Here is a 15,219-nt window from a genome sequence, read left to right as displayed (position 1 = left end):
TCCATGACAGCCTTCGAAGTCACCATCTATCACAATCCGGCGTGTGGAACGTCCCGCAAGGCGCTGGCGGCGATTCGCGAGGCCGGGATTGAGCCTTGCATCGTCGAATATCTCAAGACGCCGCCGACGCGCGCCGAGATCGAGGGGCTGCTCGACCGCTCGGGCCTTTGGCTTCGCGACATCTTGCGCAAGAAGGCGCCGGCTTACGCAGCTTTGGGCCTCGACGATCCGAAGCTGAGCGACGACGAGATTTTCGCAGCCATCGCCAGGGAGCCGGTTCTGATCGAGCGCCCCATCGTCTGCTCGTCGAAGGGCGTCGCGCTATGCCGCCCGGCGGAACGCGTCGCGGACCTGCTGCCCTGACGGCTGTCAGGACGGGACGTGGTGACGCGGCGCGGTCGGGCGGGCGGTCTGAAATTCTCCCCGCGTCGCCAGGATGAGCGCGACCAGCGCCAGCGCCTGAGCGGTGATCCAGCCGAGTTGCAACGCGCCGCCGCCGAACACGGCGAAAGCGGTCACGAAGGTCAGCGCGCCGATCCAGTAGGGCGCCGCCTTAGGCGATTGCCGCCCCGCCAGCTGATAAGCCCAGGCCAACAAGGCCGCGCCCGCCAATGCGCCGAGGATTCCGAGATCGGTCCAAATCTCGAACAGCACGGTCTTCGGCGTCAGCGCGCCGAGGTAGCCTTGCGAGGAGCCGGAAGCCACATAATTGAAACCATGCCCGGTCAGGAGGCGAACGCCGTCGACCATGATCGTGTCGCGCCAGGCGTTCAACCAAGCGAGATTGCCGCTGGAATCGCCAATCCACGGGCCGAGCAGCAAAGGCAGGCACGGCGCGGCGATGAAGCTGGCGGCGCCGATCCGGCCGATCCAGGACGCGGTTGAGGTCTTGTCGGCTTTGGCCGCCAGGAAGGCCGCGCCCGCCGCGAGCGCGGCGAAACTGGCTGTCGTGGCGTGAACCGCGACGGCGGCTGCGGCGACCACGATGGCGACGCTCGCCGCCATGGCGGGGCGACCGCGCAGAATCGCCGCAAGCGTGGCGGGCCACGCCAGCAGCAGCAGGACGGTGACGGCGCGCGCCAGGGTTTCGTTCATCGCGACGTCATGTTTCGCCGCGGGCGTTGCGAAATTCAGCGCGATGGCGCCGAACGAGGCGGCGGCGACGCCGAGCGGCAGGACGTACAAATTGGCGGGCCGGCTGCGCACGGGGAGCACGGACGCCACGGGCAATACGAGCAGAAACGTCGACACGATCTTGAACAGACGCGGCGCGGCCTCCGAAGGAAACGGCGTCCATGTCAAGGAGGCGACGGCCCAGATGGACAGAAAGACGGCCCCCAGCCCGACGGGCGAGGCGAGAAACGAGAAGGGCGCGGCGATCCGCATGACGCGCGGCGACAGCATCGCCCCGGCGGAGAGAATGAGCGTGGCGGCGATCGGACTCAGAATGAAGATCGCCCGCTGGGACGTCAGCAGGACAATCGGGGTGATGACGAATCCGAGGATCAGGCCGAGCCGCATCAGAAGATGAGCGGCGTCGGCCGACGTCTTATCAGCAGCATTGATGAAGGGCTTGGCCACGAGGTCGTCACGAAATGAAAGGATCTTGGCGTCACATTAGCCAAATGCGGCGCGCGCGGCTGTGGCCGTTGAGAGACAGTTGCGGAAAAAGGCGATCAAAACTGCTGCTTGTGGTCCAGGCCGTCCGCGGAGGCTCCGCCGGCGCCGGCGTCGCAGCCTCTTGCCGGTTGGGAGGCGGGGTGCTACGCCCATCCGCTCTGTCCGGGATCTCACATGACCATCCGTTTGCATAAGGGCGACCTCCCCGAGAGTTTCTCGGCCGTTTCGGTCGCCATCGATACCGAAACCCTGGGGTTGAACCCGCATCGCGATCGCCTTTGTCTCGTTCAGCTTTCGAGCGGGGATGGATCCGCCGATCTGGTTCAAATCGAAAAGGGTCAGACCGAGGCGCCCAATCTCACGCGGCTGCTGAGGTCGGAGGATGTAACCAAGCTCTTCCATTTCGGCCGTTTCGACCTTGCCGTCCTGCAGAAGACGTTCGGCGTGCGGGCCCGGAACGTCTATTGCACCAAGATCGCCTCCAGGCTGACGCGAACCTATACGGATCGCCACGGGCTCAAGGATCTCGTGCGCGAGCTGCTGGGAATCGAAATCTCGAAGCAGCAGCAGTCCTCGGACTGGGGCGCGAGTCAGTTGAGCGAGGCGCAGTTGCTCTATGCCGCTTCGGATGTTCTTCATCTGCACGCGCTTCGGAACAAGTTGGACGTCATGCTGGCGCGTGAAAATCGGGTTGAAATTGCGCAACAATGCTTTGCGTTTTTGCCAATGCGCGCCGAGCTTGATTTGATGGGGTGGCCCGATACTGATATTTTCGCTCATAGTTGAGGACACACCGGGCATGGCGGCGCCGTTCAGCTTGCATTCATGCCCAGCGCTTCAAGGGTCGTGCTATCGGTGAAATGCTGGGCGGAGGGGATTTTGCCGAACATGTCGCAGGGCGAATTCATGCAGGGCCAGCAATCGCAGGAGTGTGACGATGGCTTGCCGCGCGCCCTCCCGGGCCGCCAGCAAGCGTTCAAGGCCGCCGCGCGCCATTCGAGCCGGGTTCGGCTGGTCCGGCGCGCGATCACGGGATCCGCCGTCGGCGGCGCGGTTCTCCTTGTGGCGCTGTCGTATTTCCATACGCCGGACGCGCCGGGCGCACATTTGCAGCTCGATCGGCTCGGGCTGTCCGGCGACAAGATCACGATGGAAAATCCCAAATTGACCGGCGTGAGGCGCGATGGCCGGCCGTTCGAAGTCACCGCGCGGTCTGGCACCCAGAATCCACGCGATCCCAGCCGGATGGACCTGACCGCGCTCGACGCCAAGCTTCGCATGACCGATGACGGCGAGACGCGGGTCGTCGGCGATCACGGCGCCTATGATTCCAACGCCCAGACTTTATTGCTGACGGGGCATGTGCGCATTACAAGCGGGGCCTATACGCTCGCCATGAATCAGGCGTCGATGAATTTCAAGAATAACGCGATGAACTCGAGCGATCCTGTTCTTTTGACTTTCAGCGACGGGTGGATCAGCGCCAACTCCATTGTCATGAGCGATAATGGCGCGCAGCTTTCTTTCGTCGGCAATGTCCAATCGACGTTTCGGCAGGCCGACGGGGAAGCCCGCGCCGCCGTGCGCCAAAACTAAGGAAAACGGACCTTGACGCATTCACGAAAAGGCCTCGGGGTCGCAGTCGCTTTTCTGCTGCTGACGACCGGCGCATGGGCGCAAGCGCCGGCGCAAGGCGGCGCGCTGCTGCCGGGTTCGAACAGCAAGGAGCCGATCAATATCGCGGCGGACAAGCTGGACTATTTCGACAAGGAGCAGAAGGCGGTCTACTCCGGGAATGTCGTCGTCGTTCAGGGGGATACGCGTCTGAACGCCTCGGTGCTGACGATTCTGTTCGACAGCAAGGCCGGCGGCGCCAAGAAGCCGGGACAAGACGCCGCCAATTCGCAGCTGAAATGGATGAAGGGCGACGGCCCCATCACCATCGTCAACAAGGATCAGGTTGGCGTGGGCGATTCGCTCATCTACGACAAGGCGAAGAACAAGTTCTCCTTGAGTGGAAACGTCTCCTTGTCCCAAGGCGAAAACATCACCAAAGGCGATGACCTCGTCTATGACTTGCAAACCGGCCAAGCCGTGGTTTCGTCCAGAGGGCGCGTGAAAAGCAGGATTGTTCCGAACGACAAGGGGCCGCAGCCGGGCGCCCAGAACAGCTCTCGAGCCGGCCAGTAAAGGTCGGGTGCGATGCTGAACGTCCACCATCTGGGCAAGGCTTATAAGGCGCGCCGCGTCGTCGAGGATGTCAGCCTCAACGTCAGGCGTGGCGAGGCCGTCGGGCTGCTCGGCCCGAATGGCGCCGGCAAGACCACCGTGTTTTACATGATCACGGGTCTGGTGAAGCCAGACAAGGGCATGATCGAACTGGATGGGCACGACGTCACCGGCTTGCCCATGTACCGGCGCGCGCGGCTGGGCATCGGCTATCTGCCTCAGGAGGCTTCGATTTTTCGCGGCCTGACCGTTGAGGAGAATATTCGCGCCGTTCTCGAAATCGCCGAGCCGGATCGAGGCCGTCGGGCGCAGCAATTGGAAGCGCTGCTCGAGGAGTTCGACATCAAGCGCCTGCGCCATTCGCCGTCGATCGCGCTGTCCGGCGGCGAGCGCCGGCGCTGCGAAATCGCCAGAGCCTTGGCGAGCAATCCCTCGTTCATGCTGCTTGACGAACCGTTCGCGGGCATCGACCCGATCGCTGTCGGCGACATTCAGGATCTGGTGCATCATTTGAAGGGGCGCGGCATCGGCGTTCTCATCACCGACCACAATGTTCGGGAGACGCTGGGCCTGATCGACCGGGCGTATATCATCCATTCCGGTCATGTTCTGACCGAAGGCGGTCCGGACGAGATCGTCTCTAACCCGGATGTGCGTCGCCACTATCTGGGAGAGGGCTTCAGGCTGTGATCCTTTGGGGCGCGGCCGCAGCGTCGCCGCCCCAAAAACAAGGATTTGTCGGCGTTAACTCTGATCGTTCCCGTCGGTCCGCCCGTCATTTTTTGCTTGGCCGCGCCACACAAAAGGGTGTAAGCAAGAAACGGGCCGTTTTCTCGATAGGTTCGTGAGTTCCAATGGCTTTATCCGCCAAAATGCTGCTTCGGCAGGGCCAATCGCTTGTTATGACGCCGCAACTCCTGCAGGCGATCAAACTATTGCAATATTCAAGCGTCGAACTGTCCGCTTTTGTGGAAGAAGAACTCGAGCGCAACCCGCTTCTCGAACGAGCGGAGGAAACGCCCGATCAACCCGCGACCGGCATTGACGCTCTGGCGGAAGTTCAGAACCTGGAGGCGGCCTCCGAATTTTCCTCGGGCGAGCCCCAGGAAGCGGATTGGAACAGCGATCAATTGCCGGTTTCCAGTCAGGCTCTGACCGAAAGTCTGGGGACAGATTGCGAGAACGCCTTCGACGGGGACCGGGAACTCTCGCCGGCGGCGGATCAGGCCAAGCTCGACTCGTTGGGAATCTCGGAAACCGCCTGGTCGGGAACGGGCGGCGGCGAAGGCTCCGGCGAAGCCGGCAATATCGAAGCCTATATCGCCGAGGAGACCACGCTCGCCGACCATCTGGCGCGTCAGCTCGCCATCGTCACGCCAGATGCGACGCAACGCATGATCGGCCTGGCGATCATCGACGCCCTGGATGAGACGGGCTATCTCCGCGAGAAAGTCGAAGACATCGCCGAGCGTCTCGGCGCGCCAGCGGCGATGGTCGAGCACGCGCTCTCGCTGGTCCAGAGCCTTGAACCAACGGGAATCGCGGCGCGCGATCTCGCGGAATGTCTGGCGTTGCAGCTTCGTGAGCGCGACCGATACGATCCGGCGATGCAGGCGATGATCGCCAATCTGCATCTTGTCGCCAAGCGCGATCTCGGAGCTCTGCGAAAGGCCTGCGGCGTCGACGAGGAGGACATCCTCGACATGTTCGCGGAGATCAGATCGCTCGATCCAAAGCCGGGCAGGGCGTTCGGCTCGACGGCGGCCACCGTGGTCGTGCCCGACGTGATCGTCAAAGCCGCGCGGGACGGGTCCTGGCTGATCGAGCTGAATTCGGAGGCTCTGCCGAGGGTGCTGGTCAACCATGCCTATGCGGCGCGGGTTTCCCGGACCCATACGGCCGACGACGACAAGAACTTTGTGTCGCAATGTCTGCAGACCGCCAACTGGCTCACCAAGAGTCTGGAACAGCGGGCGCGCACCATTCTCAAGGTTTCGACCGAAATCGTGCGTCGGCAAGACGCCTTCCTATCCCAGGGCGTGGAATATCTGCGGCCGCTGAACCTCAAGAATATCGCCGACGCCGTCGGGCTGCACGAATCGACCGTCTCCCGCGTGACGTCGAACAAATATATGGCGACGCCGCGCGGCATGTTTGAACTGAAATATTTCTTCACCGCCTCGATCGCGGCGCACGGCGGCGGCGACGCTTATTCCGCCGAAGCCGTCCGCTTCAAGATCAAGCAGATGATCGACGCGGAGCCGCCAAACGCTGTGCTGTCCGATGACGCCATTGTCGAAAAGCTGAAGGCGCACGACATCGACATCGCCCGCCGCACCGTCGCCAAATATCGCGAGAGCTTGAAAATCCCGTCCTCTGTCGAGAGACGGCGCGACAAGCAGGCGCAAGCGGCGCGTTCCGCATGACGGCTCATCCGGCATTGACTTCGCCGCCTTAGGCTTCTAACCCTCTCGTTCAATGCCCGCCCGCTTCGAGCGGCGCGCAACGGATGATCTTAGGCAACGCAATACGCGTCTCTATCGGAAAAAGTGACATGGGTTTGCGCATCTCTGGAAAAAATATAAACATCGGTGAAGCTCTGCGTACACATGTTTCCGAGCGTCTGAAGAGCGTCACCGAGAAATATTTCGACGGCTCGGTTTCGGGGCATGTGACGATCGAGCCCGAAGGATCGGGTTACCGCGCCGATTGCATTCTGCATCTTGCGTCGGGCGTCACCATCCAGGCCGAGGGCCGCGCCCAGGAAGTTTACGCGAGCTTCGATCAGACCGCGGCGCGCATTGAGAGCCGCATGCGCCGGTACAAGCGCAAGCTGAAGGATCGCGGCGTGCAGCAGCGCGAAGTCGCCGGGGCCGAACCCGTGCGCTACACCGTGCTCAGCGCGCTTGACGAAACCGAGGAGGCACCCTCGGAGAGCGAATTCAAGCCCGCGATCATCGCGGAATCCGAAAAGGCGCTTCAGGTGCTGTCGGTGTCCGCCGCCGTGCTGGAGCTGGACCTTACGGGCCTGCCGGTCCTCGCGTTCCGCCACGCCACAACGGGCCGCATGAACGTCATTTACCGTCGATCCGACGGCAATATCGGGTGGATCGATCCCGCGGGCCGCGAGAAACCCGCCTCGAACGCGTAACATTTTCCGGATGCGGAGATGTTGGCCCTGCGTTCTTGGAACACATGGCCAACCATCCCGCTTCCGTGTAGTATGCTTGGCTGGTCGTGCGTACAGCTTGCGACAGGATGCTGATGGTGTGGGCATGGTTTCCGCTCTGAAAAATTCAGTGGCGGAAATGGGAGTGACGCCCAAAGAATCGCCCATTCGGCGCTGTAACGGAATATGATCCGAATGCCGCTAGAACAAATCATCGTTCCCAACGCGATCATCCCTGCTTTGCGAGTCAACAGCAAGAAGCAAGCGTTGCAGGAGTTGAGCGAAAAAGCCGCCGAAATATCCGGCTTGCCTGCTCGAGAGATCTTCGACGCCTGGTTGCAACGAGAGAAATTGAACTCCACGGGGCTCGGCGATGGCATCGCCATCCCCCACGGACGACTGCTGACCGCCAGCCGCATCTTTGGGCTGTTCGCGCGGTTGGAGCGGCCAATCGACTTCGAGTCGCTGGATAATCAGCCGGTGGATATCATCTTTGGCCTGATCGCTCCGGAATCCGCAGGCGCGGATCATTTGAAGGCGCTCGCGACCATCGCGCGCGTTCTCCGCAATCCCGCGACCGTCAACAAGATTCGCGCGACGCGGGAAGCCTCCGCGCTCTATGCGCTGCTGACGCATTCAGGCCGGGCGTCGGACGCCGCCTGACCGCTTTCAATGTCCAATCACTATCGTCTTTGACCGCTTGGGCCGAAAGCGCCGGTCGGGAGCCTTTATGCTTGATGACGCCATCACAAGTCTTAAGGAAATCTTCACGCCGGCGTTTCGAAGCGTCCTGCTCAAATCGCTGGGCTTGACCTTCGCATTCCTGGCTGCGCTCTGGCTGATCCTCGATCGCCTCGCCCTGTCGATTTCCGCCGGTTCGATTTCGGCGCCGTGGCTGGTGCTCATCGTCAAGGTGATGACGGCTCTGGGGTTGTTCGTCGGCTTGCTCTTTCTGATCGCGCCAGTGTCGATGCTCGTGGCCGGGTTTTTTCTCGATGAACTGGCGGAGCATGTCGAGACGAACATCTATCCCGCCGGGCAGAAGGGGACCGTCGCTCCGGCGATGCAATCGATCTGGCTCGCCGTCAAGTTCTCGGCGGTCTCTCTGCTGGTCAATTTGCTCGCCTTCGGGCTTTGGCTGCTGCCGGGCGTGAACGCCGTCATTTTCTTCATGGCGAACGCGTATTTGTTTTCCCGCGAATATTTCGAACTCGCCGCGCTGCGGTTTCACCCCGTCGCGGAGGTGCGAAACCTGCGCGAGCGCAATAGCCTGAAGATTTATGCGGCCGGATTGATTCTAGCCGTGTTTGTCGCGACGCCGGTCGTCAACCTTGTCACGCCGCTGTTCGGCGTCGCGTTCATGGTTCGCCTGCACAAGCGCCTGGCGGCGCGGCCAACGCGCTGAGCGGATCAGGCGGTCCGCTCGTCCGCGAATTGGCCGCTCTTGCGAAACCGATAGAGATAGCTCGGAACGATCGCCTCCATCGATTCCGGCGCCAGCCCAAGGCCATGCAAGGTGCGGCCTTCGGCCTCGGCCGCCTTGGAGACGATATTGTCCACCTTGAGCAGTTCGACCTGATCGCGCGTGAACACAAATTCAGCCGGCAGCAACCCCAGCAGCAGCTTGTTGGCAAGCTCCGCGAAGCCGCCCATCGTCGAGGCGAGACCGAACGACATCGGCGCGAGAATCCGGTTCCGCTGCGTCACCGCAAGCACGAATTCCATGATCTCGCGCATGGTGCGAACCGAAGGTCCGCCAAGCTCGTAAGCCGCGCCCGGCTTACCGGCGCCGGCCAGCAGCCGGCAGGCGGCCGCGGCGACATCTCCGACGTAAACGGGCTGCAACCTGGTGGCGCCGCCGCCGATCAGGGGCAGGGCGGGCAGCAATCGCGCCATCGAGGCGAAGCGATTGAAAAACTGATCTTCCGGTCCGAAAACGACGGATGGGCGCAAGATCGTCGCGCCCGGCACGGCTGAGAGAACGGCGGCCTCCCCCTGCGCCTTTGAACGGGCGTAGGCCGAAGCGGAATTCGCATCCGCGCCGATGGCGGAGACATGGACGAACTTTCGCACCTCGGCGTTGCGCGCCGCGTCGGCCACCGCCGCGGCGCCCTGCGCCTGCACGCTGTCGAAGTTCTGCTTGCCGGATTCCGCGAGAATGCCGACCAGGTTCACGGCGGCGTCGGCGCCGTTCAGCGCGGCGGCGAGAGACTGGGGATACCGGATATTCGCTTGAACCGCGTGAATCTGTCCAACAGCGCCGAGCGGCTGCAGGTGATACGCCAAATCCGGCCGCCGGGTGGCGACGCGCACGCGCCAGCCCTCTCGCGCCAAGGCGCGGACCAGATGACGTCCGATGAAGCCCGATCCCCCAAAAACAGTGACGATGCGGCCGCTGGAGTTAGAGAACTCTCTCATCATACCCGCCTTTGCTTGTTCGTTCGCATTTTGCATAGTCAATCGTGAAACATTCGTCCATGCGTCTCTTTGAGGAGGTCAGACGGTCCGAGCGGCCATCCGCGCTTCGCCCATCAGCGCCGGCGCGCCGCGCTCCGTCTGCGCCATCAACCGGATGATCCCGACAAAGCCCGAGGCGGTTTGCTCGATCTTGGCGACGCGTCCGGACAGCGTGGCGCGCTCGCCCTCAAGCACAGGCGTGAGAAACTGGCCCTTCAGGCTCAGGGGAGTCAGATCCTCCCGCCATTCCTGCAACAAGGGCTCGAAAGCCGCGAGCAGACGCATGCCATGCACCGGGCGGGCGGCGAATCCGAACCGGCGGGCGAAGTCCAATTCGAGGTGCAGGGGATTGAAGTCGCCGGAAGCGGCGGCGTAAGCGGCCAGATTCTCTTGAAGAAACGGGCCGATCACCCGGGACGGCAGCCGGTCCCCGCTTTTGAGCGTCGGCGCAATCAAACCAGATCCTCTGGCGCAGGAACAGATGTTGGATCAATCAGGCGAAGGGTCGAAACGACATGGCCGACGAGCGATCCGTCGGTCGCATGAATGTCCGCTTTCGCCACCAGTCGGGGCGGATTGGTCTCGCGGCGCATTTCGAGCATGAGGTCGTAGGATCGGTCGAGTTCCAGACGTTCGATATAGTCGAACGATTGCGCTTCATGCAGGGGGAGGCCGACCTCCTCCGCTGCGGCGCGGATCGGCTCGGCGATTTCCGGGCTTTTCATCCACACGACCGGAAAACTCAGGGGCACGACGCCCTCGGCTCCGGGCCACCCCGTTTCAAGCCGGAACGTCCGCACCGCCTCGCTCGCTGTTGTGACGCGCAGGGGGCCGGCGCGCTCAACTTTCGGCGCGGCGGCCATTCAGACCGCCGGCGTGATGATGAGCGACGCGTTGATGCCGCCGAAGGCGAAGGAATTGGACAATACGGCGCGCATGGGGCGAGCGACCGCCTCGGGCCCGACAAGCTTGATCCGGCATCCCGGATCCTGAAGCTCGACATTGAGGCTTGGGGGCGCGACCTGCTCGCGCAACGCCCTGATGGCGATCGCCAGCTCGATGGCGCCGGCCGCGCCAAGCGTGTGGCCGTGCACCGGTTTGGTCGACGAGACCAGCATGTCGTCGCAATGCGAGCCGAAGCTGCGGTTGAGCGCCTCGGCCTCATTGCCGTCATTGGCGACGGTGGCGGTGCCGTGGGCGTTGACATAGTCAATGTCCTCGGGCCTGAGGCCGGCGTCTTCCAAAGCCATGTTCATGCAGGCGGACGCGCTGGCCGCATCGGGACGAACGGGGTCGAGGGCGTCGCTGTTGGTGCCATAGCCGGAGAGATAGCACAGCGGCTGCGCGCCGCGCGCGCGCGCGGATTCCTCGGCTTCGAGCACGAACATGGCGGCGCCTTCGCCCAGCACCATGCCGTTGCGGTTTTTAGCGAACGGCCGGCACAAATCCGGGGTGAGGACGCGCAGGGTTTCCCATGCGCGCATGGCGCCGTTGGTCGCGCAGGCCTCGGAGCCGCCGACGATGGCGCGATCGACCATGCCGGCGCGGATCATCTGCATGCCCAGCCCAATGGCCTGCGCGCCGGACGAACAGGCGCTCGCCACGGCGAAACAAGGGCCGGTCGCGCCAAACCGCATCGACAGCAACGCCGGCCCCGCGCTCGGGATCAGCTTGGGCACGGTCAGAGCCTCGGGCCTCTTGTTGGCGAAATAGACGGCATAGATGCCGTCGTCGATGGTGTGCATTCCGCCGATGCCAGTGCCCAACAAGGTCGCGCAACGCGCGCCTTGGCGCGCGTCGCGATCCAACCCGGCCTGAGCGACGGCTTCGTCGGCGGCGACCAGAGCATAGGCGGCGAACAGGTCGGCGAAGGGCGCGACGGTGGGGCCGAGGCGCTCGGCGACGTCGAAATCACGCACCTGGGCGGAAATCTTGATGCGGCCGCCGTATGGCTCACGCACCGCCAGCGGCCCGACGCACGACTTGCCGTCGCGCGCTGCGCGCCACAACGGTTCGGCTCCGATCCCGGCGGCGGACACAGAGCCCATGCCGGTGACGACGACGCGGCGACCCGTCATTTCTCTGTTTTTTCCTTGAGGATATGTGCGCTGATCGCCTCGACCAGGCCCTTGAGATCCTTGGCCTCCTGGAACGAGCCGTCCATGGGGATATAGACGTCGAATTTTTCCTCGATCGCGGTCAGGATCATGACAATGTCGATGGATTTCAGCCCCAGGCTTTCAATCGTCGCGTCGTCCTGAAGTTTTTCGCGAGAAATCATCCCCTCGGTCGCGATCACGTCGAGAATGTCGTTGACCATCGATTGCTGGTCGTTCGGGGCCGAAGTCACTAGCTCACCTCTGATTGCAGTCGCCTAACGCCTTTGCTTGCCTGCGCTCGCAGCGCGAAACCTGGCAGGGCCGTCGTCGCGATTTCAGGCGCGACAGCTTTCATTAGCAAATGCGTTCGGCCCGCACCAACAATTTTCAGTCGAGAACCGGATGCGGTTGGCCAAGCCGCCCCAAAGCCGCGCCGGACACAGCCCGCCGCGCGCGCCTTTCCGAGACGTTTTCAACGCTCAACAAGCCCGCCCCGCCGGCGACGCAGCGGCCGCGCACGGATGGCGGATCACCCGAAAGCGGCGCGCAAACGGGCGAGTTGCTCCTCGACGGGGCTGGCCACCGGGCCGACCAGGGTGGCCTTGGGGTCGAGATAGAGCAACTGGTCGAGGTGAATGACGCGCGCTTGCAGGCGAAGAGATTCGCCGACCAGGGCCTGAAGATCGTGCGGCAGTTTTTCGAAGACCTCGGGCGCGGTCGCCACATCCTGCTGGGACAGTTTGACCTTGCGCTTTTCGGACAGCGCCTGCTCGAACGTCAACTCGCCTTCGTTGACGGCGCGCTGCAGCAGCAGCCAAGACGCAAGTTGCATCAGGCGCGTGGTCAGCCTCATGCTTTCCGCGGCATAGGCCAGCGATTCGTTGCGTTCGAGTTCGCGGGCCTGTTCGCGGCCCGGTCCGTCCAGATAGGCGGCGGCTTCCTCGACCAGGGACATGCCCTCGCGGAACATGGACTTGAAGGCTTCGGAAGAAGCCAGGTGAGCGACGAACGAGACGGGTTCGTCGCCATCGTGCTGGATGAACTGAGACATGCGCCACCTCGGAACGCGCGCGAACGCAGAAAATCGGCGACCAATGGTCAGCCACCGGGAACTTCAACAAGATAGCGTCATTTTGCCGGGGGCGCTCGTTTAATCTTATTTAACGTTAATGGGGCGATAGTGAAACGTTTTGACCTTGCGTGGAAACGAGTCGAAAAGAGCGCGGCTTGACTCAACAGTGTGGCGTCACAGGGCGTCTTTACGCCGGTCCAATCCGCGCCGGGCGCCTCGCCAGCGCGTCAACGCTCTATGTTTTTCAATGAAACGGCCGTCAAAACATTACGTTGCGTCACCCTTGAAAAACAGCGCCGCGGCCTCGCGCGAGGCGCGCTTCTGGGCGAGTATGGTCTCAATCCTGGCGATCTCCGCGTGAAGCAATGTCACGCGCTCGATGAGTTCTTCGATCGAAAAGGCGTCCAAGGGTTCTCCAACGGCGTGTTGAACGCTGGCCGATTTGCGCGGGGCAAAAGATTCATCATCATCTCGCGCCATGATTTTCTCTCTTGGTTGGCGGCCCGTAAGTTGCCTTTTCAAGCCGATCAGCTTATATGTCCCAAATTCCCGTCATGAATGGAAACTTGAGGCTGCGCCTCATCCGGGCCGGTCCGAGCGCGATGGCGCACGGACGCCGAAAGCGAGATTCTAGGAGACAACGATGAGCAATGCCCCGCTCATGCCCAAGGCGACGGCCATCTGGCTGGTGGAAAACACGTCTCTGACGTTCGATCAGATCGCGGAATTTTGCAAGCTGCATCCGCTCGAAGTCAAAGGCATCGCCGATGGCGAGGTGGGCGCCGGCATCCGGGGGCTCGATCCGATCACATCGGGCCAGCTGACTCGCGAGGAAATCGAACGGGCGGAAAAGAAGCCGTCTCACCCTTTGAAGCTGGCTGTGTCCAAGGTTCGCCTGCCGGAAACCAAGCGTCATCGCGGTCCGCGCTACACGCCGCTGTCCCGCCGCCAGGACCGCCCCAATGCGATCCTTTGGCTGGTGCGCAACCATCCCGAGCTCAAGGACGCGCAGATCATGCGTCTGGCCGGCACCACCAAGAACACCATCGCCGCGATCCGCGAGCGCACCCACTGGAATTCCGCGTCCTTGACGCCGATGGATCCGGTCACCCTGGGCCTGTGCTCCCAGATCGACCTGGATTTCGAAGTCCAGCGCGCCGCCAAGGAACGTCCGCAACTCGTGCAGGATCATGGTCCCGTGCTCGCTCCCGCCGAGGAGACGACCCAGCCTTACTATTACGAGCCGGTTTCGCAGGAAGAGGTGTTCGGCTCCAGCGCTGCGAAGCCTGTCGAGCAGGAAGACGACTTCGACGTCGAATCCGTGTTCGGCAAGCTCAAGGATCTCAAGGATCTGAAGACCAAGGAGTAAGGGATGCGCGCGGCCGTCCGCATCCTCGGCATCGACCCCGGCCTGCGTCACACGGGCTGGGGCGTGATCGAAGTCGAGGGCGCGAACCTCGCCTATGTCGCGTCCGGCGCCATTCACCCGCCGACCGAGGGCGATCTCGCCCTGCGGCTTCGGGTGCTGCACGAGGCGCTCGCCGCGGTCATGGCCGCGCATGAGCCCGACGAGGCGGCGGTCGAGGAGACATTCGTCAATCGCGACCCGCAGTCCGCGCTGAAACTCGGCCACGCCCGGGGCGTCGCGCTGGTGGTGCCCGCCCTGGCCGGCGTGGACGTCGCAGAATATTCCGCCAATCTGGTGAAAAAGACCGTGGTTGGCGCGGGCCACGCGGAAAAGGCTCAGATCGCCATGATGGTCAAGGTGCTGCTGCCGCGCAGCGCGGCGCGCAGCGCCGACGCCGCCGACGCGCTGGCCGTCGCCATCTGTCACGCGCAGCATCGCGGCGCCCGCGCTCGCGAAGCCATGCTCCTGAGGAAATGACCAGCGTCGCCGCGAATGTCGCCAAATCGGGTACACTGCGGCGGCGAATCGGGCGGGACGAATGATCGGCAAGTTGAAGGGCGTGGTGGATTCACTCTACGAGGATCATCTGATCCTCGATGTGCATGGCGTCGGCTATGTCGTCGCCTGTTCGAGCCGGACCTTGCAGAAATTGCCGCGCGCCGGCGAGGCGGCGGTGCTCTCCATAGAAACGCAGGTGCGCGAAGATTCAATTCGGCTGTTCGGCTTTCTGTCCGACGCCGAGCGCGACTGGTTTCGGATGTTGCAGAACGTTCAGGGCGTTGGCTCCAAGGTCGCCCTGGCGATTCTTTCGATTTTGCCGCCTTCGGACCTCACCTCCGCCATCGCCTTGCAGGACAAGGCGTCCGTCGCCCGGGCGCCCGGCGTCGGCCCCAAGCTCGCCGCGCGCATCGTCGCGGAATTGAAGGACAAGGCGGGCGCGTTCGGCGAGATCGGCGCTGTGGCGGTTCAACTCGCCGGCGAGGAGACGGCCGGCCCCTCCACCGCTGCGGCTGAAGCCATTTCCGCTCTGGTCAATCTCGGCTACGGCCGGCCCCAGGCCGCCGTGGCGATCGCCGCAAGTCTCAAGGCCCTGGGCGACGACGCCGAGACCAGCGCGCTGATCCGGCGCGGCCTCAAGGAGTTGGCGCAGTGACTTCGCCGCGCA

The 15,219-nt window shown here is 63.2% G+C and carries 19 protein-coding genes and 1 pseudogene; 12 read left to right on the top strand and 8 right to left on the bottom strand.

The genetic code is table 11. The features are described 5' to 3' along the window. Positions 1 to 3: 3 nt before the first annotated feature. Positions 4 to 363 (top strand): arsenate reductase (glutaredoxin), encoded by a 360-nt coding sequence (arsC, locus tag CFB24_RS17310; protein WP_088521902.1) that lies wholly within the window; start codon positions 4 to 6, stop codon positions 361 to 363. Between the two features lie 6 nt (positions 364 to 369). On the opposite strand, the gene CFB24_RS17305 is transcribed toward arsC, so the two are convergent. Further along, positions 370 to 1,581 carry a hypothetical protein gene (locus CFB24_RS17305; protein ID WP_088521901.1) on the bottom strand — a complete coding sequence of 404 codons (1,212 nt, stop codon included), beginning with the start codon at positions 1,579 to 1,581 and terminating at the stop codon, positions 370 to 372. Positions 1,582 to 1,794: 213 nt separating this feature from the next. Between CFB24_RS17305 and CFB24_RS17300 the strand changes: the two genes are divergently transcribed. The 8 genes and pseudogenes from CFB24_RS17300 (at position 1,795) to CFB24_RS17265 (ending at position 8,423) form a co-directional block, all read left to right on the top strand. Beyond that, positions 1,795 to 2,406, top strand: a complete 612-nt coding sequence (locus CFB24_RS17300; protein ID WP_088521900.1) for a ribonuclease D — start codon at positions 1,795 to 1,797, stop codon at positions 2,404 to 2,406. Between the two features lie 102 nt (positions 2,407 to 2,508). Next, positions 2,509 to 3,216, top strand: coding sequence for an LPS export ABC transporter periplasmic protein LptC (gene lptC, locus CFB24_RS17295; RefSeq protein ID WP_244593236.1), 708 nt, complete (start codon positions 2,509 to 2,511; stop codon positions 3,214 to 3,216). Positions 3,217 to 3,228: 12 nt separating this feature from the next. Further along, complete coding sequence (locus CFB24_RS17290) at positions 3,229 to 3,810, top strand: LptA/OstA family protein (protein WP_088521898.1); 582 nt, start codon at positions 3,229 to 3,231, stop codon at positions 3,808 to 3,810. Between the two features lie 12 nt (positions 3,811 to 3,822). After that, positions 3,823 to 4,539: pseudogene (gene lptB / locus CFB24_RS17285) on the top strand (LPS export ABC transporter ATP-binding protein); the annotation flags it as partial. A gap of 164 nt (positions 4,540 to 4,703) precedes the next feature. After that, on the top strand, positions 4,704 to 6,275 hold the full coding sequence (gene rpoN, locus CFB24_RS17280) for an RNA polymerase factor sigma-54 (RefSeq protein WP_088521897.1): 1,572 nt from the start codon (positions 4,704 to 4,706) through the stop codon (positions 6,273 to 6,275). 128 nt (positions 6,276 to 6,403) lie between these two features. Beyond that, the gene (gene hpf, locus CFB24_RS17275) at positions 6,404 to 7,000 is read left to right on the top strand and encodes a ribosome hibernation-promoting factor, HPF/YfiA family (RefSeq protein ID WP_088521896.1); all 597 of its coding nucleotides are present in this window, start codon (positions 6,404 to 6,406) and stop codon (positions 6,998 to 7,000) included. A gap of 213 nt (positions 7,001 to 7,213) precedes the next feature. Continuing rightward, the gene (ptsN, locus tag CFB24_RS17270) at positions 7,214 to 7,681 is read left to right on the top strand and encodes a PTS IIA-like nitrogen regulatory protein PtsN (RefSeq protein ID WP_088521895.1); all 468 of its coding nucleotides are present in this window, start codon (positions 7,214 to 7,216) and stop codon (positions 7,679 to 7,681) included. Positions 7,682 to 7,748: 67 nt separating this feature from the next. Further along, positions 7,749 to 8,423 (top strand): sulfate transporter family protein, encoded by a 675-nt coding sequence (locus CFB24_RS17265; RefSeq protein ID WP_088521894.1) that lies wholly within the window; start codon positions 7,749 to 7,751, stop codon positions 8,421 to 8,423. A gap of 5 nt (positions 8,424 to 8,428) precedes the next feature. Here the strand turns inward: CFB24_RS17265 and CFB24_RS17260 are convergent, their stop codons facing one another. From CFB24_RS17260 to CFB24_RS17230, 7 genes are all read right to left on the bottom strand, one after another. Next, a complete protein-coding gene (locus CFB24_RS17260; RefSeq protein ID WP_176440457.1) occupies positions 8,429 to 9,436 on the bottom strand; it encodes a complex I NDUFA9 subunit family protein in 1,008 nt (335 codons plus the stop codon). 78 nt (positions 9,437 to 9,514) lie between these two features. Further along, positions 9,515 to 9,931 carry a MaoC family dehydratase gene (locus CFB24_RS17255; protein ID WP_088521892.1) on the bottom strand — a complete coding sequence of 139 codons (417 nt, stop codon included), beginning with the start codon at positions 9,929 to 9,931 and terminating at the stop codon, positions 9,515 to 9,517. Next, positions 9,928 to 10,338 carry a hypothetical protein gene (locus tag CFB24_RS17250; RefSeq protein WP_088521891.1) on the bottom strand — a complete coding sequence of 137 codons (411 nt, stop codon included), beginning with the start codon at positions 10,336 to 10,338 and terminating at the stop codon, positions 9,928 to 9,930. Before CFB24_RS17250 ends, CFB24_RS17255 begins: the two co-directional genes overlap by 4 nt. Further along, complete coding sequence (locus CFB24_RS17245; RefSeq protein ID WP_088521890.1) at positions 10,339 to 11,553, bottom strand: beta-ketoacyl-[acyl-carrier-protein] synthase family protein; 1,215 nt, start codon at positions 11,551 to 11,553, stop codon at positions 10,339 to 10,341. After that, the gene (locus CFB24_RS17240; RefSeq protein WP_338064183.1) at positions 11,550 to 11,825 is read right to left on the bottom strand and encodes an acyl carrier protein; all 276 of its coding nucleotides are present in this window, start codon (positions 11,823 to 11,825) and stop codon (positions 11,550 to 11,552) included. Before CFB24_RS17240 ends, CFB24_RS17245 begins: the two co-directional genes overlap by 4 nt. 278 nt (positions 11,826 to 12,103) lie before the next feature. After that, complete coding sequence (gene rcdA, locus CFB24_RS17235) at positions 12,104 to 12,625, bottom strand: protease adaptor protein RcdA (protein WP_088521888.1); 522 nt, start codon at positions 12,623 to 12,625, stop codon at positions 12,104 to 12,106. A 288-nt stretch (positions 12,626 to 12,913) separates the two neighbouring features. After that, positions 12,914 to 13,126 (bottom strand): DUF1192 domain-containing protein, encoded by a 213-nt coding sequence (locus tag CFB24_RS17230; RefSeq protein WP_088521887.1) that lies wholly within the window; start codon positions 13,124 to 13,126, stop codon positions 12,914 to 12,916. 163 nt (positions 13,127 to 13,289) lie between these two features. Here CFB24_RS17230 and CFB24_RS17225 point away from each other — a divergent pair, with 163 nt between their 5' ends. From CFB24_RS17225 to ruvA, 3 genes are all read left to right on the top strand, one after another. After that, complete coding sequence (locus tag CFB24_RS17225; protein ID WP_088521886.1) at positions 13,290 to 14,015, top strand: DUF1013 domain-containing protein; 726 nt, start codon at positions 13,290 to 13,292, stop codon at positions 14,013 to 14,015. Between the two features lie 3 nt (positions 14,016 to 14,018). Further along, complete coding sequence (gene ruvC / locus CFB24_RS17220; RefSeq protein ID WP_088521885.1) at positions 14,019 to 14,531, top strand: crossover junction endodeoxyribonuclease RuvC; 513 nt, start codon at positions 14,019 to 14,021, stop codon at positions 14,529 to 14,531. A gap of 61 nt (positions 14,532 to 14,592) precedes the next feature. After that, the gene (ruvA, locus tag CFB24_RS17215) at positions 14,593 to 15,207 is read left to right on the top strand and encodes a Holliday junction branch migration protein RuvA (RefSeq protein WP_088521884.1); all 615 of its coding nucleotides are present in this window, start codon (positions 14,593 to 14,595) and stop codon (positions 15,205 to 15,207) included. The last annotated feature ends 12 nt before the right edge of the window (positions 15,208 to 15,219 follow it).

The organism is Rhodoblastus acidophilus, from assembly GCF_900187365.1.
Classification (GTDB): Bacteria; Pseudomonadota; Alphaproteobacteria; order Rhizobiales; family Beijerinckiaceae; genus Rhodoblastus; species Rhodoblastus acidophilus.
This window is presented reverse-complemented; position numbering and strand designations above follow the sequence as displayed.

Excerpts from the sequence above, each read along its gene's own strand:
- arsC (WP_088521902.1), top strand. The coding sequence starts at position 4 with ATGACAGCCTTCGAAGTCACCATCTATCACAATCCGGCGTGTGGAACG.
- CFB24_RS17300 (WP_088521900.1), top strand. The coding sequence starts at position 1,795 with ATGACCATCCGTTTGCATAAGGGCGACCTCCCCGAGAGTTTCTCGGCC.
- lptC (WP_244593236.1), top strand. The coding sequence starts at position 2,509 with ATGTCGCAGGGCGAATTCATGCAGGGCCAGCAATCGCAGGAGTGTGAC.
- rpoN (WP_088521897.1), top strand. The coding sequence starts at position 4,704 with ATGGCTTTATCCGCCAAAATGCTGCTTCGGCAGGGCCAATCGCTTGTT.
- hpf (WP_088521896.1), top strand. The coding sequence starts at position 6,404 with ATGGGTTTGCGCATCTCTGGAAAAAATATAAACATCGGTGAAGCTCTG.
- ptsN (WP_088521895.1), top strand. The coding sequence starts at position 7,214 with ATGCCGCTAGAACAAATCATCGTTCCCAACGCGATCATCCCTGCTTTG.
- CFB24_RS17265 (WP_088521894.1), top strand. The coding sequence starts at position 7,749 with ATGCTTGATGACGCCATCACAAGTCTTAAGGAAATCTTCACGCCGGCG.
- CFB24_RS17260 (WP_176440457.1), bottom strand. The coding sequence starts at position 9,436 with ATGAGAGAGTTCTCTAACTCCAGCGGCCGCATCGTCACTGTTTTTGGG.
- CFB24_RS17250 (WP_088521891.1), bottom strand. The coding sequence starts at position 10,338 with ATGGCCGCCGCGCCGAAAGTTGAGCGCGCCGGCCCCCTGCGCGTCACA.
- CFB24_RS17245 (WP_088521890.1), bottom strand. The coding sequence starts at position 11,553 with ATGACGGGTCGCCGCGTCGTCGTCACCGGCATGGGCTCTGTGTCCGCC.
- rcdA (WP_088521888.1), bottom strand. The coding sequence starts at position 12,625 with ATGTCTCAGTTCATCCAGCACGATGGCGACGAACCCGTCTCGTTCGTC.
- CFB24_RS17230 (WP_088521887.1), bottom strand. The coding sequence starts at position 13,126 with ATGGCGCGAGATGATGATGAATCTTTTGCCCCGCGCAAATCGGCCAGC.
- CFB24_RS17225 (WP_088521886.1), top strand. The coding sequence starts at position 13,290 with ATGAGCAATGCCCCGCTCATGCCCAAGGCGACGGCCATCTGGCTGGTG.
- ruvC (WP_088521885.1), top strand. The coding sequence starts at position 14,019 with ATGCGCGCGGCCGTCCGCATCCTCGGCATCGACCCCGGCCTGCGTCAC.
- ruvA (WP_088521884.1), top strand. The coding sequence starts at position 14,593 with ATGATCGGCAAGTTGAAGGGCGTGGTGGATTCACTCTACGAGGATCAT.